The organism is Streptomyces sp. NPDC026589 (assembly GCF_040638385.1).
Lineage (GTDB): Bacteria > Actinomycetota > Actinomycetes > Streptomycetales > Streptomycetaceae > Streptomyces.
Map to the genome: position 1 here is coordinate 220,500 of NZ_JBEZYG010000013.1, position 22,327 is coordinate 242,826.

The following is a 22,327-nucleotide window of genomic DNA, read 5'->3' on the forward strand; positions in this document are numbered from 1 at the left end:
CCGACCGGGCTGACCGGTCCGCTCCTCGACCGAGACCGCTGACCGTGCCCGAAAGGAACCCCTGACCATGATGGACGCCGCGATACCGCGCTTCACCGGCGACGCGAGCCCCTACGCGGGCGGCGACCCGTACGCCGACCACCGCACCGCCGACTTCCCCTTCACCCACCTCGTCGACCTGGCCGACCGCCGTCTCGGGGCGGGCGTCATCGCCGCCAACGACGAGTTCTTCGCCGAGCGCGAGAACCTCCTCAAGCCCGGGCCCGCCGTCTTCGACCCGGAGCACTTCGGGCACAAGGGCAAGATCATGGACGGCTGGGAGACCCGCCGCCGACGGGGTGCCGACGCCGCCGAACCGCACCCCACCGCCGACGACCACGACTGGGCCCTCGTCCGGCTCGGCGCGCCCGGCGTCATCCGGGGCATCGTCCTGGACACCGCCCACTTCCGCGGCAACTACCCGCAGGCGGTCTCCGTCGAGGCGGTCGCCCTGCCCGGCTCCCCGTCCCCCGAGGACCTCCTCGCCCCCGACGTGAAGTGGACGACGCTCGTCCCCCGTACGGCGGTCGGCGGCCACGCGGCCAACGGGTTCGCCGTCGACGCCGAGCAGCGCTTCACCCACCTGCGGGTCAACCAGCACCCGGACGGCGGGATCGCCCGGCTGCGCGTGTACGGGGAGGTCGCCCCCGACCCCGCCTGGCTCGGCGCGCTCGGTACGTTCGACCTCGCGGCCCTGGAGAACGGCGGCAAGGTCGAGGACGCCTCCGACCGCTTCTACTCCCCGGCCACCAACACCATCCAGCCGGGCCGCTCGCGGAAGATGGACGACGGCTGGGAGACCCGCCGCAGGCGCGACCAGGGCAACGACTGGATCAGCTACCGTCTCGCCGCACAGTCCGGGATCCGGGCCGTCGAGATCGACACCGCCTACCTGAAGGGCAACTCCGCGGGCTGGGCGAGCCTCTCGATACGGGACGGCGAGGACGGCGACTGGACGGAGGCCCTTCCCCGGACCCGGCTCCAGCCCGACACCAACCACCGCTTCGTCCTGGACGGAACCGTCCGCGCCACACACGTACGGATCGACATCTACCCGGACGGCGGCATCTCCCGGCTCCGGCTGTTCGGATCGCTCACCGACGAGGGCGCCGCGGCTCTGGCGGCCCGTCACCGGGAGCTCGGCGGCTGATCCCCGACCGGGCCCGGCACCTGGCACACCGCGGTCGCAGGGGGGTCGCGGTGTGCCCGGCCGGTCCCGTTACGTGAGGGTGTGTCACCCTGGTCGAGGTGCGGTGAGCGGGCCCCGACGGCCGGGCGAGCCGCACTTTCCGACGCCTCGACCAGGAGCCCCCCCCCATGATCTTCATCGCCGTCAAGTTCACCGCCCTCGACCCCGAGGAGTGGCTCACCCGGCTGGACGGCTTCACCGTCGCCACCCGCCGCGAGCCCGGCAACCTCTTCTTCGACTGGTCGCACAGCGTGGAGAACCCCAACGAGTTCGTCCTGCTGGAGGCCTTCGCCGACGCGGCGGCCGGTGAGGCGCACGTGAACTCCGACCACTTCAAGGCGGCGATCGCGACGATGTCGGAGCTGGTGGCCGAGGTCCCCGAGATCATCAACGTCGAGGTGGAGGGCGCCGGCTGGTCCCGGATGGCGGAGGTCACCCCGCGCAACCGCTGACCGGCGCGTCCTGTCCACGTCCGTTAGAACTCCTCGTGGGACTCCGGGTCGCCGCCGAACCGCCGCTGCCGCCCGGACGCGATCGTCGTCAGCTCCTGCGCCGTCAGCTCGAACCCGAACAGATCCAGGTTCTCGTGCTGCCGGCCCGGGTCCGCCGACTTCGGGATGGGGACCGCGCCCAGCTGGGTGTGCCAGCGCAGCACCACCTGCCCGGGGCTCACCCCGTGGTCCTCCGCGATCGCCACGGTCGAGGGATCCTCCAGCACCTCGCGACCCCGGGCCAGCGGGCTCCAGCTCTCCGTGACGATGCCCTTCGCCGCGTGCACCGCACGCAGCTCCTCCTGCGGCAGCAGCGGGTGCATCTCGATCTGGTTCACCGAGGGCAGCACGCCCGTCTCCCGCTCCAGCCGTTCCAGCTGCGCGGCGGTGAAGTTGGAGACGCCGATCGAGCGGACGAGACCGTCCTCGCGGAGCCGGATCATCGCCTTCCAGGTGTCCACGTACTTGTCGACGCGGGGGAGCGGCCACTGGATCAGATAGAGGTCCACGTACTCGACGCCCAGGCGGGCCCGCGACTCCTCGAACGAGGCGAGCGTCTCCTCGTACCCGTGGTGGCGGCCGGGCACCTTCGTGGTGAGGCGGACCCCCTCGCGGGGGACCCCGCTGCGGGCGACGCCCCGGCCGGTGCCGGTCTCGTTGCCGTAGTTGAGGGCCGTGTCGACCAGCCGGTAGCCGAGCTCCAGGGCCCCGGCGACGGCCTCCTCGGCCGCCGCGTCGTCCAACGGGTAGGTGCCGAGCCCCACCGCGGGGATGCGCGTGCCGTCGTTGAGCGCCTGAACCGGTGTTCCGGACATGTGCTGGTCCCGTCCTTCCCGTCGCTGCCCCCGTCCCGGCCAGCGTAGGGGCGTGGCCGGGACAGGGGCAGCCGGACGGGGCCGACGGGGGAGTGCTCCGGGGAGCCGCCCGGGGGAGCGGCGGGCGAGCTACCCGGTCGGCGGGCGGGACCGCGCGTGCGCCGGGCGGTGGGCGGCGGCGCAGCTCCGCCCGGGGGCCGCTCAGGCCGCGTGGCCGCCGTCCACGACGAGCTCCGTGCCCGTGATGAACCCCGCCTCCGCGCTCACGAGGTACGCGACGAGCGAGGCGATCTCCTCCGTCGTGCCGAAGCGGCCCAGCGCGTTGGCCGCGCGCTGGCCCTCGGCGTACGGTCCGTCGGCCGGGTTGAGATCGGTGTCCACGGCCCCCGGCTGGATCAGGTTCACCGTGATGCCGCGCGGCCCCAGCTCCCGGGCGAGCGGCTTGGTCAGCCCGACCAGCGCGGACTTGCTGAGCCCGTAGAGGGCGGAGCCGGGCCCGCCCACGTACCGGCTCAGGGCGGAGCCCACGGAGACGATGCGGCCGCCGTCGGCCAGCCGTTCCGCCGCCGCCCGGCAGGCGAGGAAGACCGCCCGCACGTTCACCGCCAGCGTCCGGTCCACCTCCGGCCCGGCGAGCGCGGAGATCGGGCCGAGGACACCGATGCCCGCGTTGTTGACCAGGATGTCGAGCCGGCCGAGCGCGTCCGCGGCCCGGTGCACGGCGTCGGCGCCCGCGTCGGCGTCCGCCGCGTCGCTGCGCAGCGCGACGCCCCGGCGGCCGAAGCCCTCGATCTTCGCGACGACCGCATGGGCCGCCGCCTCGTCCTGGACATAGGTGACGGCGACGTCCACGCCGTCCTGGGCGAGCCGCAGCGCGATCGCGGCGCCGATGCCCCGGCTGCCCCCGGTGACCAGGGCGGCCCGGGCCGGAAGGCCGGTGGTGACGGTGGTGGGGGCGGGGGTGGGCAGGGTGCTGGACATGGCCGGTTCCTTTGCTGAGGGACGCCGTCGCTTCGACGACATCCCCCAGCAAACGCGGGCCGGGGCCCGCGCACCGGCGGGTATCGGACGCCCACGGCCGCGGGGTCAGGCAGCCCGGGCCGCCTACGGTGCGGGCAGCAGTGCGGGATCCGTCGCCGCGGCCCGCAGCCGGATCAGGATGGCCCGCGCCGCCTTGTCGTAGCCGAGGTTGTTGTTCTGGAGCACCGACTCGGCGTTGGCCAGCTCCAGCAGGGCGATCACCTCGAACGCCAGCTGGCACACGTCGGTGTCCCCGGCCAGCTCCCCGGCGGCCCTGGCCTCCTCGATCGTCTGCTCCACGAAGGTGACCCAGCCGGTCTGCGCGGACGCCAGGGCGTCGTGCACCCTGCCGCCGCGGGCGTCGAACTCGGCGGTGGCGGCGTAGAAGAAGCAACCGCCCCGGAACACCCGCTCGCGGGAGTACGCGATCCACGCCTCGCACAGCCGCCAGACCCGTCCGAGCCCCGGCGGCACCGACCGGGTGGGGCGCAGCACATGGTCGACGTATATGGCCACCGCCCCCCGCACGGTGGCCAGCTGGAGCCCCTCCTTCGAGCCGAACAGCGCGAACACCCCGCTCTTGCTCAGCCCGAGCTCGGTGGCCAGCCGCCCCAGCGACAGGCCCTCCAGCCCTTCGACCGAGGCGATCTGCACCGCCCGCCCCAGGATCAACTGCCGGGTCTGGTTCCCCCGCTCGACCCGCCCGTCCGCTCTCAACGACGTCATGTGACCACTCCGTGCCTCAGAGTTATCGAGGCGTCAGTCTAGGGAGCGGTGGCGCGGCCGAAGGACCCTCCGGAATCCGGCCGAACGGCTCGACCGCCGCTGACCACGGGTGATGCCCCGGAACGCTCCAAGCGTTGAGACAGGTGTTCCTTTTTCTGGAGCCCAGCGGATAGCGTGATCGCTCCGCGTGCGAGCCGGTGAGGTCTCCACAACACGTTCCGTGGAGATCACAGGAGATCCAGGTGTCCGCTGTAGCCGTGCCCACCCTCGCACCCCCGCGCCGCGCCTGGGTCACCGATCTGCCCGTGCTGGCGGTCGCCGTCGTCTGGGGCGCCAGCTACCTCGCGGCCAAGGGCATCACCACCGCCCACACGGTCATCGCCGTCCTCGTCCTGCGCTTCGCGATCGTGCTGCCGGTGCTCGTGGCGACCGGATGGCGCAGGCTGCGGGCGCTGACCGGTGCGCAGTGGCGGGGCGCCGGGCTGCTGGGCCTCGTGCTGAGCGGGATCTTCCTGCTGGAGACGTACGGGGTGGTGCACACCTCCGCCACCAACGCCGGGCTGATCATCAGCCTCACCATGATCTTCACGCCGCTGGCCGAGGCCGCCGTGACCCGCGTGCGCCCGTCGGCAGGTTTCGTCGGGGCGGCCGGGCTCTCCGTGGCCGGAGTGGTCCTGCTGACCCAGGGCGGCGGGTTCACGAGCCCCTCGGGCGGCGACCTCCTGATGCTCCTCGCCGCCCTCGCCCGGACCGTCCATGTGCTGGCGATGGCCAGGATCAAGGCCGTCCAGGACGCCGACTCGCTCTCCCTCACCACCGTCCAACTCGGGGCCGCGGTCGCCGTCTTCGCCGTGCTCGCCGCCGTCCCCGGCACCGGCGCCTCGCCGTGGAGCGCGGCGGCGGACTTCGGCGCCCGGGAGTGGGCGGGCCTGGTCTTCCTCTCGGTGTTCTGCACGCTGTTCGCGTTCTTCGTGCAGATGTGGTCCGTACGCCGCACGTCGCCGTCCCGGGTCAGCCTGCTGCTCGGTACGGAACCGTTGTGGGCCGCCGCCGTCGGCATCAGCCTGGGTGGCGAACGGCTCGGACTGCTCGGCGCCGCCGGGGCGGTTCTCGTCCTGGCGGGCACCGCGTGGGGCCGACGCGGCGCGGACCGGGCCGCCTGATCGCCGGCGTCAGGACGTGTTCACCGCTGTCAGGACTTGTTCACCGCTGTCAGGAGCTGATCACCGCCGTCAAAACGTGCTCTCCGGCGGCAGGGCCTGTTCTCCGGCGTCAGGACTTGATCGAGTCCGCAGCGATCATCACGGCCACCCCCGCCACGATCAGCACGATATTGACGAACAGCCCCCGGTCGCTGAGGAAGTCGATCCGCCGCACCACCGTCCACAGACGGAACCAGCCCGTCCACTCGTACAGCAGCCCGCCGGCGCCCTGGGCGAAGACGAGGAACCCGATCGTCTCGACGATTTTCTTCATGGGCCGAGCCTCCCGCCCGCCCCGCACCCGCCGCGTCGGCCACCGGTCCCGCTCACCGCGCCGAAAGTAGCCGGTCCCACGACTTTGGTCGCTCCCTCGCCGCGCAGGGCCCCTCCGGGCTTCCCGGCTGCGTAACTTTGTCGATATGACGCGCACCGAGTACCGCTGGCTGCTCCCCTCGGCCATGGCCGATCCCGAGCTGCCCGGCGACCGGTCCCGGACGCGGCGCACCGTGCGGGACTGGGCCGTCGACATCACGGTCTTCCTCTGTGCCGCGGGCTTCGGCCTGCTGGCACTCGCCGCGATCGACGCCGACGAGACCACGGCGGACGTCTTCGTCCTCGTCGACTCGGTGATCGGCGCGGCGGCCTGCTGCGCGCTCTGGCTCCGACGACGCTGGCCCGTCGGGCTCGCCGCCGTGCTGACCGTCGTCTGCATCGTCGAGCCCGTGGCCGCCGGGGCGCTGATGGTGGCCCTCTTCAGTCTGGCCGTGCACCGCCCCTTCAAGCCGGTGGCGATCGTCGGCGCGGGCGCGCTGATCGTGGCTCCTCTGCAGCCCCTCCTGCGCCCCGACCCCGCGACGACCTTCCTCGTCTCGGTCATCTTCGGGGTCCTGCTCGTCCTGCTGGTCCTCAGCTGGGGCATGGTCGTACGCTCCCGGCGCCAGCTCGTCCTCTCCCTCCGCGAACGGGCCCGCCGAGCCGAGGCCGAGGCGGCGCTGCGCGCCGAACAGGCCCAGCGGCTCGCCCGGGAGGCCATCGCCCGCGAGATGCACGACGTCCTGGCCCACCGGCTGACCCTGCTCAGCGTGCACGCCGGGGCCCTCGAATTCAGGCCCGACGCCCCCGCCGCCGAGGTCGGCCGGGCTGCCGGCGTCATCCGGGACAGCGCCCACGAGGCCCTCCAGGACCTCCGCGAGATCATCGGCGTCCTGCGCGGGCCCGGCGACACCGACGAGGGCGACCGGCCGCAGCCCACCCTCGCCACCCTGGACGCCCTCATCGCCGAGTCCCGGCTCGCGGGCATGAAGGTCGCCGTCGACAACCGGGTCGCCGAACCCCAGGACGCCCCCGCCGCCACCGGCCGCACGGTCTACCGGATCGCCCAGGAGTGTCTGACCAACGCACGCAAGCACGCGCCCGGCACCGAGGTCTCCCTCACCGTTACGGGCGGCCCCGGCCAGGGGCTCACCATCGAGGTGGAGAACCCCGCCCCCACCGAACCCTTCGAGCGGGTCCCCGGATCGGGCCAGGGGCTCATCGGCCTCACCGAACGCGCCACGCTCGCCGGCGGCGGGCTGGAGCACGGCCCGACGGAGGACGGCGGCTTCGCGGTCCGGGCCCGCCTGCCGTGGCCCGCCGCGTGAAGGCCCGGGGCGGCGCGGGGCCCCGCCGCAGGACCGGGACCGTGACGCGTTCCCGGAGGGGCGTGGCAGTGACATGTTCCCGGAGGGCCGTGACGCGTTCCCGGAGGGCCGGGACCGTGACATGTTCCCGGAGGGCCGGGACCGTGACGCGTGCCCGGCGGCCCGTGGCCGTGACGTCCCCCCGGAGGACCGGGGCCGCGACGCCCGCCGTACGGGGCCCGCTCACCGGCTGGCTACGGTGGCCGTCATGAACACCCCGACGTCCCCCGCATCCCCGGCGTCACCCACGCCCCCGCCCGTCCGGCTGCTGATCGTCGACGACGACCCGTTGGTCCGGGCCGGACTGACCCTGATGCTCGGCGGCGACGAGGGCATCGACATCGTGGGAGAGGGCGCGGACGGCGACGAGGTCGAGGAACTGGTCGAACGACTGCACCCGGACGTCGTCCTGATGGACATCCGGATGCCGGTCATGGACGGACTCACCGCTACCGAACGGCTGCGCCGCCGACCGGGCGCACCCGAAGTCGTCGTCCTCACCACGTTCCACGCGGACGAACAGGTGCTCCGGGCCATCCGGGCCGGGGCGGCCGGATTCGTCCTGAAAGACACCCCGCCGGCCCGGATCGTCGATTCGGTCCGCCGGGTCGCCGCCGGCGACCCGGTGCTCTCGCCCGCCGTCACCCGCCAGTTGATGGCGCGCGCCGCGGGCGGCGGACACGACGACCGGGCCGGCCGCGCCGACCGTGCACGCAGGCGCTTCGACCAACTCGCCGAGCGGGAGAAGGAAGTGGCCGTCGCCGTCGGACGCGGTGGCTCCAACGCCGAGATCGCGGGCTCCCTCTACCTCAGTGTTGCGACGGTCAAGACCCACGTCTCCCGGATTCTCGCCAAACTCGAACTGAACAACCGTGTCCAGATCGCGCTGTTGGTCCATGACGCGGGACTCCTCGACGCGGACGGGACGGACGGGGGCGGCCTACGCTGACGGGACCGAACCGGAAAAGGGGCTGACCACCATGGCTGTGCTCGATCTGCGCGACCTGCCGGACTTCACCGCGAACCCCTATCCGTACTACGCGAAGCTGCGGGCCGAAGGGCCGGTGCACGCCGTGCGCACCCAGGAGATGGAGCGGGTCTGGCTGGTCGTCGGTTACGAGGAGGGCCGCGCCGCTCTCGCCGACCAGCGGCTCGGCAAGGACTGGCGGACCACCGGACGCTGGACCGCCTCCGAGGCCGTGCTCAGCGCCAACATGCTGGAGCTGGACGCCCCGCACCACACCCGGCTGCGCCGGCTGGTCAGCCGCGAGTTCACCGCCCGGCGCATCGAGGCACTGCGCCCCCGCGTCACCGAGATCACCGGCGACCTCCTCGACGCCATGGCGCCCCGGGGCTCCGCGGACCTGGTGGACGCGCTCGCCTTCCCGCTGCCGATGACCGTGATATGTGAACTCCTCGGCGTCCCCGACCTCGACCGGGACGCCTTCCGGACACTCTCCAACGGCATCGTCACCCCCACCCCGGAGCAGCGGGACGCCGACCCGGCCGGCGCGATGGGCGCCTACCTCGTCGGACTCATCGAGAACAAACGCCGTTCGCCCGGCGACGACCTGCTGAGCGGGCTGATCCGGGCCGGGGAAGCGGACGGCGAGGGCCTCTCCTCCGCCGAACTGGTCGGCATGGCCTTCCTGTTGCTGGTCGCCGGTCACGAGACCACCGTCAATCTGATCGCCAACGGCGTCCGTGCCCTGCTCGACCACCCCGACCAGCTCGCCCTGCTGCGCGCCGACCCCGGGCTGCTCGACAACGCCGTCGAGGAGATGCTGCGCTACGACGGACCGGTGGAGACCGCCACCTTCCGCTTCACCCGGGAGCCGGTCACGATCGGCGACACCGTGATACCGCGTGACGAGCCGGTCCTCATCGCCCTGGCCTCCGCCGACCGCGACCCGGGCCGCTTCCCCGACCCGGACACCTTCGACATCCGCCGCGAGCCCCAGGGGCACCTGGGTTTCGGCCACGGCGCGCACTACTGCCTGGGCGCGCCGCTCGCCCGCATGGAGGCCCGCATCGCGATAGGCGCGCTGCTGGAACGCTTCCCCGACCTCGCCCGCGACCCGTCCGGCGGCGAGCTGGACTGGCTGCCCGGTCTGCTGATGCGCGGAGCGCGGGGGCTGCCGGTGCGCTGGTGAGGCCCGGCCCGCACCTGACCTCTCGTCCGCACCCGACCCTCCGTCCGCCCCCGGTCTTCCCTCCGCACTCAACCCCTCGTCCGCACCCACCCCCTGCTTCCGCGCAGTTGACCCTCCTCGAAGGGAACCGAGTTGACCACCGAACCCCTGGTCGATCTCGCCGCGCTCGGCGACAAGTTCACCCGTGATCCCTATCCCGCCTACGCCGCCCTGCGTGCGAAGGGCCCGGTCCACCGGGTGCGGATCCCCGAGGGCGCGGACGCCTGGCTCGTCGTCGGATACGAGGCGGGCCGCGCCCTCCTCGCCGACCAGCGGCTCTCCAAGCACTGGAGCCGGGCCTCGCCGTCGCTCGGCGTCAGCAAGGTGTCCGCGGGCTCCTCGATGCTCGGCTCCGACGCCCCGGACCACACCCGGATGCGCAAGCTGGTCGCCCGCGAGTTCACCCCGCGCCGCATGGAGCAACTGGCCCCGCGCGTAAAGGAGATGACCGACGAACTGCTGGACGCCATGCTCGCGGCCCCGGGCCGTGCGGCGGACCTGGTCGAGGCGCTGTCCTTCCCGCTGCCCATGTCGGTGATCTGTGAGCTGCTCGGCGTCCCGTCCCTGGACCGCGAGGCCTTCCGCACCTGGTCCGGCCAGGCGGTCTCGTCCGTCGACCCGTCCCTGCGCGCCTCCTCCACGCAGGCGATGACCGCGTACATCGTGGAACTGCTCGCCGACAAGCGCGAGAAGCCGGGCGCGGACCTGCTGAGCGCGCTGATCCACACCTCCGACGAGGACGGTGACCGGCTGTCCGGCGAGGAACTCATCGGCATGGCCTGGCTGCTGCTGGTCGCCGGACACGAGACCACCGTCAACCTCATCACCAACGGTGTGCACAACCTCCTCGCCCATCCCGATCAACTGGCCGCCCTGCGAGACGACTTCATGCTGATGGACAACGCGGTCGAGGAGATCCTGCGCTTCGAGGGGCCGGTGGAGACCCCCACCTACCGCTTCACGACCGATCCGATCGAGGTCGGCGGAACGGTGATCCCCGGCGGCGGCGAGCTGGTTCTCGTCGCGATGTCGGACGCCAACCGGGACCCCGTCCGCTACCCCGACGGGTCCCGCTTCGACATCACCCGCGACGCCCGGGGCCACATCGCCTTCGGGCACGGCATCCACTACTGCCTGGGCGCGCCGCTGGCCCGCATCGAGGCCAGGATCGCCATCCGGTCGCTGCTGGAGCGCTGCCCTGACCTGCGGCTGGCCGCGGACCCGGCGACGCTCGCCTGGCGCACCGGGATGCTGATGCGGGGGCCACTGAGCCTCCCGGTCGCCTGGTAGCGGCCGGGAAGCCCGGGCCCGGTTCAGCCGCCGGGGATCTCCGTCATCGCCACCGGCCGGTGTTCGCGGCGGGAGACCTCGCACGCCTCGGCGATCCGCAGGGCGTGCAGGGCCTCCCGCCCGTCGCACGGATTGGCCCGTTCGCCGCGGGCCACCCGCAGGAACGCGTCCAGTTCCGCCTCGTACGCCGGGGCGAACCGTTCCAGGAACCCCGGCCAGGGCTTCGCCGGTGCGCCGGGGCCACCGGGCTCGGCCGAGGTCAGCGGCGTACGGTCGTCCAGGCCGACGGCGATCTGGTCCCGTTCGCCGGCCAGCTCCATCCGTACGTCGTACCCGGCTCCGTTGCACCGGGTCGCGGTGGCGGTGGCGAGCGTCCCGTCGTCGAGCGTGAGCAGGGCGGCGGCCGTGTCCACGTCCCCGGCCTCCCGGAACATCGCGGGTCCCGAGTCCGAGCCGGTGGCGTACACCTCGCTCACCTCGCGGCCCGTCACCCAGCGCAGGATGTCGAAGTCGTGGACCAGGCAATCGCGGTACAGCCCGCCCGAGAGCGGGAGATAGGCGGCGGGCGGCGGGGCCGGGTCGGAGCTGACCGTGCGCACGGTGTGCAGCCGGCCGAGCCTTCCCTCCCGTACGGCGGCCCTGGCCTCGCCGTACCCGGCGTCGAACCGGCGCATGAAGCCGAGCTGGAGCACGCTGCCCGCCGCCTCGACCTCCGCGAGCGCGGCGAGGGTGCCCGGCAGGTCCAGGGCGATCGGCTTCTCGCAGAAGACGGGCAGTCCGGCGCGGGCGGCGCGTGCGATGAGCCCGGCATGGGCCGAGGTCGCCGAACAGATCACCACGGCGTCGGGCGGGCCCCCGCCGGCGGCGTCCTCCCCGGTGAACAGGCCGTCCACCGGGACGGCCGTCCCTCCCGTCCGCGCCGCGGCTCCGGCCGCCCGCTCCGGGTCCGCGTCCGCCAGCAACAGGGCGTCCACGGCGGGGTGACGGCTCAGCACCTCCGCATGGAATGTGCCGATCCGTCCCGTTCCGATCAGTCCGATGCGCATGGGCCCCAAGGTGACGTTCGCCCGGTCATCATGTCAAGCGTTTGTCCTGACAAATGGCGGCCGCACCGATCGGCGGCTCCCCGCCCCGGTACGCCATGGCTTTGTCCGGACAAGCGAACTACGCTCGCCCCGTGACCGCACATGGATCCGACCGGCCGCTGCCGCTGAGCGTGGACCGCACCAGCCCGGTGCCGCTCTACTTCCAGCTGGCACAGCAGCTGGAAGCCGCCGTGGAGCAGGGCCGGCTGGCCCCGGGCGCCCTGCTCGGGAACGAGATCGACCTCGCAGCACGCCTCGGCCTGTCCCGGCCGACCGTCCGCCAGGCCATCCAGTCGCTCGTCGACAAGGGCCTGATGGTCCGCCGCCGGGGAGTCGGCACCCAGGTCGTCCACAGCAAGGTCCGCCGCACGCTGGAGCTCAGCTCGCTCTACGACGACCTGGAGGCGGCCGGCCGGCGCCCCGCCACCAGCGTCCTGCGCAACACCACGGAACCGGCCACCGCCGAGGTCGCCGCCGCGCTCGGCGTCGCCGAGGGCAGCGAGGTCCACCTCGTCGAACGGCTGCGCAGCGCCCACGGCGAACCGATGGCCCTCCTGCGCAACCACCTGCCCCCCGGGCTGCTTCCCCTGCTCACCGAGGAACTGGAGTCCACCGGCCTCTACCGGCTGATGCGGGCGTCCGGCGTCACCCTGCACAGCGCCCGCCAGACCGTCGGCGCGAGCGCCGCCGACGACCGGCAGGCGCGGGTGCTGGCGGAGCCCATGGGCGCGCCGTTGCTGACGATGGAGCGCACGACGTACGACGACACCGGCCGGGTCGTCGAGTTCGGCTCGCACGTCTACCGGGCGGAGCGGTACGCCTTCGAGTTCCAGCTCCTGGTACGCGCCTGAGCCCGTCCGGAGCCTTCCTCGGGCCCGCCGGGGTGCGCCCACCCAGCCCGTCCGGCGTTTGAGGACGGAACCGTCGACGTGGTGTCGCCGCCTACGCCGGGACCCTGCGCCTCGGGGCCCCGCCGACCGCAGGCCCACCCACGCAAGGGTTCCGTCCTCAAACGCCGGACGGGCTGAAACGGTGCGGGCACACGGGTTGCGCTCGGCAGCCCCCGTGCCCCAGGCTCCGTGTCCGTCGGATGCTCGGGGATACTTGGGCAGCCGGGCCGGGACCGTACACTCCCCGGCCCCGTCAAGCAGCACAGCGAGCAGCAGTAGAAGGGCACGGCGTCGTGGCAAGGGTTCGGACAGGGGTACGCGCGATGGGCGCCGTGCTGGCAGTGGTGCTGGGCGCCTCCCTCGCGGGATGCAGCAGCACCGGCGGCAAGCGCGCCGAGGAGCGCGCCGCCGCCGCGGCCGAGGGACGGGCCGCGGTGAACACACCGCGCTGGACCTTCGCCATGGTCACCCACTCGGGCGACGGCGACACCTTCTGGGACATCGTCCAGAAGGGCGCCGAGCAGGCGGCCCTCAAGGACAACATCAACTTCCTCTACTCGCACAACGACGAGGCCAACCAGCAGGCCCAGCTCGTCCAGACCGCGATCGACAAGAAGGTGGACGGGCTGATCGTCTCGCTGGCCAAGCCGGACGCGATGAAGGCCGTGGTCGCCAAGGCCGTCAAGGCCGGCATCCCGGTCGTCACCGTGAACTCCGGCTCCGCGGAGTCCAAGGAGTTCGGCGCGCTCACCCACATCGGCCAGGACGAGTCGATCGCCGGCGAGGCCGTCGGCGACGAGCTGAACAGCCGGGACCGCGAGAAGGCCCTGTGCGTCCTGCACGAGCAGGGCAACGTGGGCCACGAGCAGCGCTGCGCCGGGGCGAAGAAGACCTTCGACGGCACGATGCAGAACCTGTACGTCGACGGCACCAACATGCCCGACGTCACCGCGTCCATCGAGGCCAAGCTCCAGTCCGACAAGAGCATCGACGCGGTCGTCACCCTCGGGGCCCCCTTCGCCGACGCCGCCGTCCAGGCCAAGCAGACGGCCGGCAGCAAGGCCGAGATCGACACCTTCGACCTCAACGCCAAGGTCGCCACCGGCCTCCAGACCGACAAGCTCGGCTTCGCCGTCGACCAGCAGCCCTACCTCCAGGGCTACGAGGCCGTCGACCTGCTCTGGCTCTACCGCTACAACCGCAACGTCCTCGGCGGCGGCCTGCCCGTCCTCACCGGCCCGCAGATCATCACCAAGGACGACGCCGACGCCCTGGCGGACTTCACCAAGCGGGGAACCCGATGAGCGGCTCCACCGCCGCGCCGGAGGCGCCGGCGAAGGTGGACGAGCGGCTGGTACGCACCTCACCGCTGCGCAAGCTGCTCGGCCGCCCCGAGCTCGGCTCGGTCGTCGGCGCGGCGGCCGTCTTCCTCTTCTTCGCGATCGTCGCCGACAGCTTCCTCCAGGCCTCCAGCCTCGGCACCGTGCTGTACGCGGCCTCCGTCCTCGGCATCATGGCCGCGCCGGTCGCGCTGCTGATGATCGGCGGCGAGTTCGACCTCTCCGCCGGGGTCATGGTGACCAGCTCCGCGCTGATCTCCTCGATGTTCAGCTACCAGATGACGGCCAACGTCTGGGTCGGCGTCCTCGTGTCGCTGCTGGTCACGCTCGCCATCGGCGCGTTCAACGGCTTCATGCTGACCCGCACCAGACTGCCGAGCTTCATCATCACGCTCGGCACGTTCCTGATGCTGACCGGTCTGAACCTCGGCTTCACCAAGCTCATCAGCGGCACCGTCTCGACCAAGGCCATCGGCGACATGGAGGGCTTCGACTCGGCCCGCGCGCTGTTCGCCTCGACGCTGACCCTCGGCGGCGTCGAGTTCAAGGTGACGATCCTGTGGTGGGCGGCGCTCGTCGGCGTCGCCACCTGGATCCTCCTCCGTACCCGCTTCGGCAACTGGATCTTCGCCGTCGGCGGCGAGGCCGACGCGGCCCGCGCGGTCGGCGTCCCCGTCATCCGCACCAAGATCGGGCTCTATCTGGGCGTCGCCTTCGCCGCGTGGGTCTCCGGCCAGCACCTGCTGTTCAGCTACGACGTCGTCCAGTCCGGCGAGGGCGTCGGCAACGAGCTGACGTACATCATCGCCGCCGTCATCGGCGGCTGTCTGATCACCGGCGGCTACGGCTCCGCGATCGGCTCGGCCGTCGGCGCCTTCATCTTCGGCATGACGAGCAAGGGCATCGTGTACGCCGAGTGGAACCCGGACTGGTTCAAATTCTTCCTGGGAGCGATGCTGCTCCTGGCCACCCTGCTCAACGCGTGGGTGCGCAAGCGCGCGGAGGCGACGGCATGACGGCCACCCCTGAAGACCCCGCCGGAGCGACCGAGGGGCCGCTGGTCGAGCTGGACGACGTGTCCAAGTTCTACGGGAACATCAAGGCCCTGGAGCACGTCTCGCTGGAGGTCCACGCGGGCCAGATCACCTGCGTCCTCGGGGACAACGGCGCGGGCAAGTCCACCCTCATCAAGATCATCGCGGGGTTGCACCGGCACGACGCCGGACGCTTCCTGATCGAGGGGGAGGAGACCACCCTCGCCAACCCGCGCGACGCACTGGACCGGGGCATCGCCACCGTCTACCAGGACCTCGCCGTCGTCCCGCTGATGCCGGTCTGGCGGAACTTCTTCCTCGGCTCCGAGCCCACCGTCGGCTTCGGCCCCTTCAAGCGCCTCGACGTCCGCAGGATGCGCGAGACGACCCGTACCGAACTGCTGCGCATGGGCATCGACCTGCGCGACGTCGACCAGCCCATCGGCACCCTGTCCGGCGGCGAGCGCCAGTGCGTGGCCATCGCCCGCGCCGTCTACTTCGGTGCGAAGGTCCTGGTCCTGGACGAGCCGACCGCGGCCCTCGGCGTCAAGCAGTCCGGCGTGGTCCTCAAGTACGTGGCGGCCGCCCGCGACGCCGGCCTCGGCGTGGTCCTCATCACGCACAACCCGCACCACGCCCACCTCGTCGGAGACCGCTTCATCCTCCTCAAGCGCGGCGCCATGTCCGGCAGCCACACCAAGGACGACGTCACGCTGGACGAGCTGACCCGGCAGATGGCGGGCGGCAGCGAGCTGGAGGAGCTCAGCCACGAGCTGGAACGCACCCCGACCCCCACCCTCCCGGGCGCCCACGGCGCGAAGGGCGGGACTCCCTGAGCGGCGACCGTCCCGGCGCGGCCGACCCCGCTCACCGGCCCCCCGGGGCCGGGCAGTGGCAGAATCGAGCCCGGCGGGCGCCGTCCGCCGCCGGCCGCGACAGCGGCCCGGCCCCCCAGACCCCGCAGGGACGATGAGCACGTACCGCGACTTCGCACACCGCGGCTCCGCCCGCGCCACCGTCCTCAAGACCGTCGGCACCAAGGAACGCCGCTCGCACCTCACCGCCCCCCGGGTCCCCACGGTCGGGATCGACATCGGCGGCACCAAGGTGATGGCGGGCGTCGTCGACGCCGACGGCAACATCCTGGAACAGCTCCGCACCGAGACGCCCGACAAGTCCAAGAGCCCCAAGGTCGTCGAGGACACCATCGTCGAACTGGTCCTGGACCTCTCCGACCGCCACGACGTCCACGCGGTGGGCATCGGCGCGGCGGGCTGGGTGGACGCCGACCGTTCCAAGGTGCTGTTCGCCCCGCACCTCGCCTGGCGCGACGAGCCCCTGCGCGACGCGATCGCGTCCCGCCTGGTCGTCCCGGTCATGGTCGACAACGACGCCAACACCGCCGCCTGGGCGGAATGGCGCTTCGGGGCGGGGCGCGGCGAGGACCACCTCGTCATGATCACTCTCGGTACGGGGATCGGCGGCGCGATCCTGGAGGACGGCCAGGTCAAGCGCGGCAAGTACGGCGTGGCCGGTGAGTTCGGCCACATGCAGGTCGTGCCCTCGGGCCACCGCTGCCCGTGCGGCAACCGGGGCTGCTGGGAGCAGTACAGCTCCGGCAACGCCCTGGTCCGCGAGGCCAGGGAACTGGCCGCCGCCGACTCCCCGGTGGCGCACTACCTCCTGGACCGGGTGAAGGGCAACATCCCCGACATCACCGGCCCGCTCATCACCGAACTGGCCCGCGAGGGCGACGCGATGTGCATCGAGCTGCTCCAGGACATCGGCCAGTGGCTCGGCATCGGCATCGCCAATCTGGCCGCGGCGCTCGACCCCTCCTGCTTCGTCATCGGAGGCGGCGTCAGCGCCGCCGACGACCTGCTGATCAACCCCGCCAGGGACGCCTTCAAGCGTCACCTCACCGGCCGCGGCTACCGCCCCGAGGCCCGGATCGCGAAGGCGCAGCTCGGCCCCGAGGCGGGTATGGTCGGCGCCGCGGACCTGGCCCGGCTGGTCGCCCGCCGATTCCGCCGGGCCAACCGGCGGCGCGTCGAGCGGTACGAGCGGTACGCCCAGATCTACGACCAGGCGGCGAGCACCATCCGCAACACGCGGTCCACCCGTACCGCTGACTGAACCGCAGCCGCCCTTTCCGGCGTCCACCCTTCAGTACGCCGTCACCGCAGCACCTTGAGGACCACCTGATCATGATCGCAGCCGAGCACCCCGTGGTGCCGCACCAGTCGGAGTCGCCGGGCGACGGCGAGGGCAAGCCGCCCGAGGACCGGCGGCATGTGTTCAAGCGGCGTTTCATCACCGCGACGATCATCGTGCTGCTGATCGGCATCCCGGCCGGCTACCTGCTGATCTCGGCCGGCCAGAGCCGCCGCTCGGGCCAGGACAAGGAGGCCGAGGCGGCCGCCGTGGGCCTCCGGGAGGGCTGGCCTTCCAAGATGCAGCGCCGGATCTTCGAGATCCCGATCCCCGGCAACGGGCAGGGCGTCCAGTACTACGAGACGAACAACTGGAAAGCCAGCCGGATGTACGCGAAGTTCCGGACGACCTCCGCCGGTCTCGACCGCTTCCTGACCGGGGTGGGCACCGGACGCGCGGCGCTGGAGCCGGACACGATCGACATCAGCCCCCGGGACATCAAGATCACCGGCTGGTCCTTCGGCCCGGGCGAGGACTGGGCCAGCACCACGCACAAGAACAAGAAGCCGCGCCCCACCCAGAACATCACGGTCAATATGACCGACCCGGCGGCTCCGGTCGTTTATGTCGTATCAGCGGCGACCCCGTGACGCATCGCTGAATAGCGGTCTCGCATGGTGGAATCGCCATTCAGTAGCGCATCCGGTTTGTATGTCCCGTTTGCGACATGCATCCTCGCACTTTGTTCTCGGCACATGGCTAGGGAATAGGTGCCGGTCATACTCTCGTGTGGCCGAGGCGTTGCCAAGCGGCGCTTGATCAGTTAGCTTCCTGGGGCGAGGTTGCTCATACGGGGGGTGACACGAGCACCTAGAGATACCCCAACCCCCTATGGGTACCTGCTCGTTTGGCGTGTCCGCCGGACGGATGCGCAGGTCTGCGGAGGGGGAAGCGTGCGATGGTGTCCATCCGGCCCGGGGAGAATTCAGGCGTGCGTCGAACGGAGCCCCGAGCAACGCCCGTGAGTTGACGGACCCGCGTCCTCCACCGCCTGTGCCTGATGGGACCGGCTGCCGGTCCTCATTCCACTTCATGGCCGGAAAGAACAACGAAACGCGCTGGTATTCGCGTGTCATTTTCATGCTCCGAAACGGAGTGAGATCTCAAGAAGTCGCCATTCCTGTGGTGCTGCTGATGCTTTACCGGATGTGCCCGCGCTATTGATCGAGGGGGACCCATGGAAAACAACAGCAAGACGTTGGTTCACGAGCAATTCGCACGGCGAGCCGCCTCCTTGCCGCACGCGATCGCGGTGGAGCAGGGAGATGCGCGGATCACGTACGCCGAACTGGATTCCTTCGCCGCCCGGCTGGCGGGCCGACTGCGATCCCACGGTGTCGGCAGGGGATCCGTCGTCATGGTCCATCAGGAGCGGTCGATCGGCCTGGTGGTGTCCCTGCTCGCCACGTTGAAGGCGGGTGCGGTGTATCTGCCGCTGGAGCCGGGTCTGCCCGCCGATCGCGTCACCGCGTTCCTGGAGGAGACGGGCTGTGCCGCCGTTCTCGCCGGACCGGGCGGCCCGGATCGCTTCGGCGTGCCCGACCTGCCGGTTCTGCGGGTCGACGCGGTCGGCGGAGCGCTTTCCCCGGACCCGGAGTACGCCCGCGAACATGCGGCGTACGGCCCCGAACGCGCGGCGGCGGAGGGAGCGGATTGCGCCTACATCATCTACACGTCGGGCTCCACCGGGGCTCCGAAGGGCGTGAGGGTCGCCCATGCGTCGCTCGCCCACCTCTTCGACGAGATCAACGAGCGCTACGGAATCGGTCCGGCGGACCGGGTACTGCAGTTCGCGTCCGTCACCTTCGACACCTCCATCGAGCAGATCCTGGTCACGCTGCTGAACGGGGCGACGCTCGTCCTCCCCGATCGTCCGTGGGCCCCGAGTGAACTCGCGGTCGAGTTGGTCGAGCGCCGCATTAGTGTCATGGACCTGACCCCTTCGTACTGGCGCACCTTCCTGTCCGAGCTCGCGAACAAGCCGGCGGAGCTTCCCGTCCGGCTGACGATCGTGGGCGGCAGCGCCGTCCACGCCGAGGACTGCAGGACCGCGCTGCGCCTCCTGCCGAACTCGCGGCTGGTGAACGCGTACGGACTGACCGAGACGACGATCACCTCCTGCACGATGGAGATCACGCCGCAGGTACTGGCCGACCGGGGCCCGGCCCCCATCGGACGACCGCTGCCGGGCACGGTCGTCCACGTCCTGGACGAGGACATGCGCCCGGTCCCGCCGGGGCGCCACGGCGAGCTGTACATATCCGGACCCGGTGTGGCCCTGGGCTACTTGACGGACGAGGCGACGCGGGCGCGGTTCCTGGCCGATCCTCACGCGGAGCGGGCCGGGGCGCGGATGTACCGCACCGGGGATCTCGGCGGCTGGACGCACGAGGGGTACCTGGAGGTCGTGGGCCGTGCCGACCGGCAGATCAAGGTGCGGGGCTTCCGCGTGGAGCCGGAGGAGATCGAGGCCGTCCTCGCCGCGCACGAGGGGGTCGCGGACGCCGCGGTGAAGACGTACAGCCGCCGCGGCGAGTCCGAGATCGCCGCCTACTACGTCGAGGCGGCCACCACCGGCGACCGGGAGGCGCTCGGCTCGCGGGAGTTACGCGCCTTCGTCGCCGATCGGCTCCCCGGCTATATGGTGCCGTCCGCGTTCGTGCGGCTCCTCGACATGCCCGTGAAGAGCAACGGCAAGGTGGACCACGACGTCCTGCCCGATCCGATGGCGGGGGCGACGCCGCGACCGGCGCCTCCCGCGGCCGACCCGGAGCAGCCGTCCGGCGTGATCGAAAGGGCTGTGGCCGGAATCTGGTGTCAGGTGCTCGGCACGGACCACGTGGAACCGTACGACAACTTCTTCGAGCTGGGCGGGAACTCGATCCTGGCCGCCCAGCTCCTCGCCAAGGTCCGGGCCTCCCTGGGCATCATGATCACCCAGGTCCGTCCGCTGATCCGGCTGCTGCTCGACGACGCGACCCTGCGCGGTTTCGCCGCCGCCGTCGAGTCGGCCAGGGCCGGAACCTTCTCCGGCGACGACGCCAAGGCCGTGGACTTCGCCGCCGAGACCGTGTTGGACGTCCCGGTCAACCGGTCACCGGCCGCCCCCGCCTCCTGGGACCGGCCCGCCCACATCTTCCTCACCGGCGCCACCGGGTTCCTCGGCGTCTATCTGCTGCGTGAGCTGCTGTCCACCACCGACGCCACCGTGCACTGTCTCGTCCGCGCCGACAGCGACACCCACGCGATGGACCGGATCCAGGCGAACGCCCGGCACTACTTCGACGACGACCTGGCCGGACACCGTGGATCCGGGCGGATAGCCGCCGTCCGGGGAGACCTGGCCGAACCGCGGCTGGGCCTCTCGGAGGACGACTTCGACCGACTCGCCGGCCTCGTCGACGTCATCCACCACCCGGGTGGGCTCGTCAACTTCATCTATCCCTACACGCACATGCGCGCGGCCAACGTCGACGGCACGCGCGAGATCATCCGCCTGGCCGCTCGCTACCGCAACGCCCCCGTCCACTACACCTCCACCATGGCGGTGATCTCCGGCTTCGGCACCGCGGGCGTCCGGCACGTCACCGAGCGGACACCCGCCGCCCACGTCGACCACCTGTCCGTCGGCTACGTGGAGAGCAAGTGGGTCGCCGAGGAGCTGCTGCGCAACGCCGCCGAGGCAGGTCTTCCGGTGGCCGTCTACCGGGCTGCCGACATCTCCGGCGACCGGGAGACCGGCGCGTGGAACACGGCCACCGAGATGTGCGCGATGAAGAGGTTCATCGTGGACACCGGCACCTCTCCGGTCGCCGAACTGCCCCTCGACTACACGCCCGTGGACTGTTTCGCCGCGGCCGTGGCGCACATCGCCCGGCGCCGGCTGCCGACCGGCGAGGTCTACCACCTCACCAATCCGGGCAAGGTCAACGTCGCCGTGCTCACCGACCGGCTGCGGGCCCACGGGCACACCATCCGTGACGTGCCCTGGGACGAATGGCTCGACGAGGTGGTCAGGATCGCGGTGGAGCAGCCCGACCACCCCATGACCCCGTTCGCCCCGCTCTTCATCGACCGGTGCGCCACGGGCGTGATGAGCGTGGCGGAGATGTACCTCGAAACGACCTTCCCGGTCTTCACCCGGGACAACGTCGACGAGGCCCTGCGGGGCAGCGGCATCGAGATCCCGCCGGTCGACGGCGAGATGCTCGACCGCTACATCCGGTATCTGACCGACATCGACTTCCTGTGAGGCCGGCATGTTGATAGCGAGCCTGCCCCGGCCCTGGTCGGCCTGGGAAGTACTGGATCTGGATCTGACACGCGCGCCCGCCGAGGGACCGGTGGCGTTCGGCGACGACCTGAGCCCGCAGGGTCTGCTCAGCGCCTATCGCCAGGGGCTGTACCCCTTTCCCGCCGAGAGCCCCGAGCACCGGCTGTTCAACGAGATGAGTTACGAGCCGGACGTGGCGGCGGGGCGGGTGAAAGTGTTCGCCGGCTCCAAGGAGCCCTTCTCGGTCGCCTGGTGCTCCCCCGACCCGCGCCCGCTCATCCCGGTGGACCGGCCCCACATCCAGCGCAGTCTGCGCCGGCAGCTGCGTGCCGCGACGCACTGGACGACCACCGCCGACGTCTGCTTCGAACGCGTCGTCTCCCACTGTCGGGAGGGCCGCTCCGAGCGGTGGCTCACCGACCGGCTGCTGGCCAGCCTGTGCCGGCTGCACGCGTGCGGTTACGCGCACAGCGTCGAGGTCTGGGAGGACGGTGAGCTGGTCGGAGGCACCTTCGGTGTGCGCGTCGGCGCGGTCTTCAGCGCGGACTCGCAGTTCACCCTGCGCAGCGGGGCGGGAAAGGTCGCCGTCGCCGAACTGACACGGCGCTTCGCGGAGGCCGGCGGCCTCGCCATCGACGTCCAGCACGACAGCGACCACGCGCGGCTGCTCGGAGCCCGCCCGGTTCCGCGGTCGCGGTATCTGGAACTCCTCCGTGCCCCGCACGACGGCACGGCCCTGGCCACCGGCCCGCAGCCCGCGCGCCGACTGGCCGACTGACGCCGGCCGTCGCCGCGCGACCCCCCACCAGCCGCCGCACGACATCACGAGCCGGCGTGACATCGCGAGC

The 22,327-nt window shown here is 71.8% G+C and carries 20 protein-coding genes; 15 read left to right on the forward strand and 5 right to left on the reverse strand.

The window, feature by feature from the left end:
- Window positions 1–67: 67 nt before the first annotated feature.
- Both alc and AB0F29_RS23285 read left to right on the forward strand, forming a co-directional pair.
- The gene (gene alc, locus AB0F29_RS23280) at window positions 68–1,189 is read left to right on the forward strand and encodes an allantoicase (RefSeq protein ID WP_361874925.1); all 1,122 of its coding nucleotides are present in this window, start codon (window positions 68–70) and stop codon (window positions 1,187–1,189) included.
- Between the two features lie 167 nt (window positions 1,190–1,356).
- Window positions 1,357–1,680, forward strand: a complete 324-nt coding sequence (locus AB0F29_RS23285) for a putative quinol monooxygenase (protein WP_361874928.1) — start codon at window positions 1,357–1,359, stop codon at window positions 1,678–1,680.
- Between the two features lie 23 nt (window positions 1,681–1,703).
- Here the strand turns inward: AB0F29_RS23285 and AB0F29_RS23290 are convergent, their stop codons facing one another.
- From AB0F29_RS23290 to AB0F29_RS23300, 3 genes are all read right to left on the reverse strand, one after another.
- Window positions 1,704–2,534 carry an aldo/keto reductase gene (locus tag AB0F29_RS23290; protein WP_361874931.1) on the reverse strand — a complete coding sequence of 277 codons (831 nt, stop codon included), beginning with the start codon at window positions 2,532–2,534 and terminating at the stop codon, window positions 1,704–1,706.
- A 201-nt stretch (window positions 2,535–2,735) separates the two neighbouring features.
- The gene (locus AB0F29_RS23295) at window positions 2,736–3,515 is read right to left on the reverse strand and encodes an SDR family oxidoreductase (protein WP_361874934.1); all 780 of its coding nucleotides are present in this window, start codon (window positions 3,513–3,515) and stop codon (window positions 2,736–2,738) included.
- 123 nt (window positions 3,516–3,638) lie between these two features.
- The gene (locus AB0F29_RS23300; protein WP_361874937.1) at window positions 3,639–4,280 is read right to left on the reverse strand and encodes a TetR/AcrR family transcriptional regulator; all 642 of its coding nucleotides are present in this window, start codon (window positions 4,278–4,280) and stop codon (window positions 3,639–3,641) included.
- Window positions 4,281–4,522: 242 nt separating this feature from the next.
- Here AB0F29_RS23300 and AB0F29_RS23305 point away from each other — a divergent pair, with 242 nt between their 5' ends.
- Window positions 4,523–5,443 (forward strand): DMT family transporter, encoded by a 921-nt coding sequence (locus tag AB0F29_RS23305; protein ID WP_361874940.1) that lies wholly within the window; start codon window positions 4,523–4,525, stop codon window positions 5,441–5,443.
- A 109-nt stretch (window positions 5,444–5,552) separates the two neighbouring features.
- Here the strand turns inward: AB0F29_RS23305 and AB0F29_RS23310 are convergent, their stop codons facing one another.
- Window positions 5,553–5,756, reverse strand: coding sequence for a hypothetical protein (locus AB0F29_RS23310; protein ID WP_047179549.1), 204 nt, complete (start codon window positions 5,754–5,756; stop codon window positions 5,553–5,555).
- 145 nt (window positions 5,757–5,901) lie between these two features.
- On the opposite strand from AB0F29_RS23310, the gene AB0F29_RS23315 reads away from it, so the two are divergent.
- From AB0F29_RS23315 to AB0F29_RS23330, 4 genes are all read left to right on the forward strand, one after another.
- Window positions 5,902–7,122 (forward strand): histidine kinase, encoded by a 1,221-nt coding sequence (locus AB0F29_RS23315; protein ID WP_361874943.1) that lies wholly within the window; start codon window positions 5,902–5,904, stop codon window positions 7,120–7,122.
- Window positions 7,123–7,369: 247 nt separating this feature from the next.
- Complete coding sequence (locus tag AB0F29_RS23320) at window positions 7,370–8,110, forward strand: response regulator transcription factor (RefSeq protein ID WP_361874946.1); 741 nt, start codon at window positions 7,370–7,372, stop codon at window positions 8,108–8,110.
- Between the two features lie 31 nt (window positions 8,111–8,141).
- A complete protein-coding gene (locus AB0F29_RS23325; protein WP_361874949.1) occupies window positions 8,142–9,314 on the forward strand; it encodes a cytochrome P450 in 1,173 nt (390 codons plus the stop codon).
- Between the two features lie 132 nt (window positions 9,315–9,446).
- Window positions 9,447–10,643, forward strand: a complete 1,197-nt coding sequence (locus tag AB0F29_RS23330; protein WP_361874952.1) for a cytochrome P450 — start codon at window positions 9,447–9,449, stop codon at window positions 10,641–10,643.
- A gap of 23 nt (window positions 10,644–10,666) precedes the next feature.
- Here AB0F29_RS23330 and AB0F29_RS23335 read toward each other — a convergent pair whose 3' ends face one another.
- Window positions 10,667–11,689, reverse strand: coding sequence for a Gfo/Idh/MocA family oxidoreductase (locus AB0F29_RS23335; protein WP_361874955.1), 1,023 nt, complete (start codon window positions 11,687–11,689; stop codon window positions 10,667–10,669).
- A gap of 131 nt (window positions 11,690–11,820) precedes the next feature.
- Between AB0F29_RS23335 and AB0F29_RS23340 the strand changes: the two genes are divergently transcribed.
- The 8 genes from AB0F29_RS23340 to AB0F29_RS23375 all read left to right on the forward strand — a co-directional run bounded on the left by AB0F29_RS23340 (window position 11,821) and on the right by AB0F29_RS23375 (window position 22,257).
- Window positions 11,821–12,579 (forward strand): GntR family transcriptional regulator, encoded by a 759-nt coding sequence (locus tag AB0F29_RS23340; protein ID WP_361874958.1) that lies wholly within the window; start codon window positions 11,821–11,823, stop codon window positions 12,577–12,579.
- Between the two features lie 362 nt (window positions 12,580–12,941).
- Window positions 12,942–13,922, forward strand: a complete 981-nt coding sequence (locus tag AB0F29_RS23345) for a sugar ABC transporter substrate-binding protein (protein ID WP_361874961.1) — start codon at window positions 12,942–12,944, stop codon at window positions 13,920–13,922.
- Window positions 13,919–14,974: an ABC transporter permease gene (locus AB0F29_RS23350; RefSeq protein ID WP_361874964.1), complete on the forward strand. Its 1,056-nt coding sequence runs from the start codon at window positions 13,919–13,921 to the stop codon at window positions 14,972–14,974. Before AB0F29_RS23345 ends, AB0F29_RS23350 begins: the two co-directional genes overlap by 4 nt.
- Complete coding sequence (locus AB0F29_RS23355; RefSeq protein ID WP_361874967.1) at window positions 14,971–15,828, forward strand: ATP-binding cassette domain-containing protein; 858 nt, start codon at window positions 14,971–14,973, stop codon at window positions 15,826–15,828. Before AB0F29_RS23350 ends, AB0F29_RS23355 begins: the two co-directional genes overlap by 4 nt.
- A gap of 133 nt (window positions 15,829–15,961) precedes the next feature.
- The gene (locus AB0F29_RS23360) at window positions 15,962–17,128 is read left to right on the forward strand and encodes an ROK family glucokinase (protein WP_361874970.1); all 1,167 of its coding nucleotides are present in this window, start codon (window positions 15,962–15,964) and stop codon (window positions 17,126–17,128) included.
- A 71-nt stretch (window positions 17,129–17,199) separates the two neighbouring features.
- Window positions 17,200–17,796 carry a hypothetical protein gene (locus tag AB0F29_RS23365; protein ID WP_361874973.1) on the forward strand — a complete coding sequence of 199 codons (597 nt, stop codon included), beginning with the start codon at window positions 17,200–17,202 and terminating at the stop codon, window positions 17,794–17,796.
- A 587-nt stretch (window positions 17,797–18,383) separates the two neighbouring features.
- Window positions 18,384–21,458 (forward strand): amino acid adenylation domain-containing protein, encoded by a 3,075-nt coding sequence (locus AB0F29_RS23370; RefSeq protein WP_361874975.1) that lies wholly within the window; start codon window positions 18,384–18,386, stop codon window positions 21,456–21,458.
- A gap of 7 nt (window positions 21,459–21,465) precedes the next feature.
- Complete coding sequence (locus tag AB0F29_RS23375) at window positions 21,466–22,257, forward strand: leucyl/phenylalanyl-tRNA--protein transferase (protein ID WP_361874978.1); 792 nt, start codon at window positions 21,466–21,468, stop codon at window positions 22,255–22,257.
- Window positions 22,258–22,327: the final 70 nt, after the last annotated feature.

Excerpts from the sequence above, each read along its gene's own strand:
- AB0F29_RS23290 (WP_361874931.1), bottom strand. The coding sequence starts at position 2,534 with ATGTCCGGAACACCGGTTCAGGCGCTCAACGACGGCACGCGCATCCCC.
- AB0F29_RS23345 (WP_361874961.1), top strand. The coding sequence starts at position 12,942 with ATGGGCGCCGTGCTGGCAGTGGTGCTGGGCGCCTCCCTCGCGGGATGC.
- AB0F29_RS23295 (WP_361874934.1), bottom strand. The coding sequence starts at position 3,515 with ATGTCCAGCACCCTGCCCACCCCCGCCCCCACCACCGTCACCACCGGC.
- AB0F29_RS23335 (WP_361874955.1), bottom strand. The coding sequence starts at position 11,689 with ATGCGCATCGGACTGATCGGAACGGGACGGATCGGCACATTCCATGCG.
- AB0F29_RS23350 (WP_361874964.1), top strand. The coding sequence starts at position 13,919 with ATGAGCGGCTCCACCGCCGCGCCGGAGGCGCCGGCGAAGGTGGACGAG.
- AB0F29_RS23360 (WP_361874970.1), top strand. The coding sequence starts at position 15,962 with ATGAGCACGTACCGCGACTTCGCACACCGCGGCTCCGCCCGCGCCACC.
- AB0F29_RS23310 (WP_047179549.1), bottom strand. The coding sequence starts at position 5,756 with ATGAAGAAAATCGTCGAGACGATCGGGTTCCTCGTCTTCGCCCAGGGC.
- AB0F29_RS23285 (WP_361874928.1), top strand. The coding sequence starts at position 1,357 with ATGATCTTCATCGCCGTCAAGTTCACCGCCCTCGACCCCGAGGAGTGG.
- AB0F29_RS23365 (WP_361874973.1), top strand. The coding sequence starts at position 17,200 with ATGATCGCAGCCGAGCACCCCGTGGTGCCGCACCAGTCGGAGTCGCCG.
- AB0F29_RS23355 (WP_361874967.1), top strand. The coding sequence starts at position 14,971 with ATGACGGCCACCCCTGAAGACCCCGCCGGAGCGACCGAGGGGCCGCTG.
- AB0F29_RS23370 (WP_361874975.1), top strand. The coding sequence starts at position 18,384 with ATGGAAAACAACAGCAAGACGTTGGTTCACGAGCAATTCGCACGGCGA.
- alc (WP_361874925.1), top strand. The coding sequence starts at position 68 with ATGATGGACGCCGCGATACCGCGCTTCACCGGCGACGCGAGCCCCTAC.
- AB0F29_RS23375 (WP_361874978.1), top strand. The coding sequence starts at position 21,466 with ATGTTGATAGCGAGCCTGCCCCGGCCCTGGTCGGCCTGGGAAGTACTG.
- AB0F29_RS23325 (WP_361874949.1), top strand. The coding sequence starts at position 8,142 with ATGGCTGTGCTCGATCTGCGCGACCTGCCGGACTTCACCGCGAACCCC.
- AB0F29_RS23315 (WP_361874943.1), top strand. The coding sequence starts at position 5,902 with ATGACGCGCACCGAGTACCGCTGGCTGCTCCCCTCGGCCATGGCCGAT.
- AB0F29_RS23300 (WP_361874937.1), bottom strand. The coding sequence starts at position 4,280 with ATGACGTCGTTGAGAGCGGACGGGCGGGTCGAGCGGGGGAACCAGACC.
- AB0F29_RS23320 (WP_361874946.1), top strand. The coding sequence starts at position 7,370 with ATGAACACCCCGACGTCCCCCGCATCCCCGGCGTCACCCACGCCCCCG.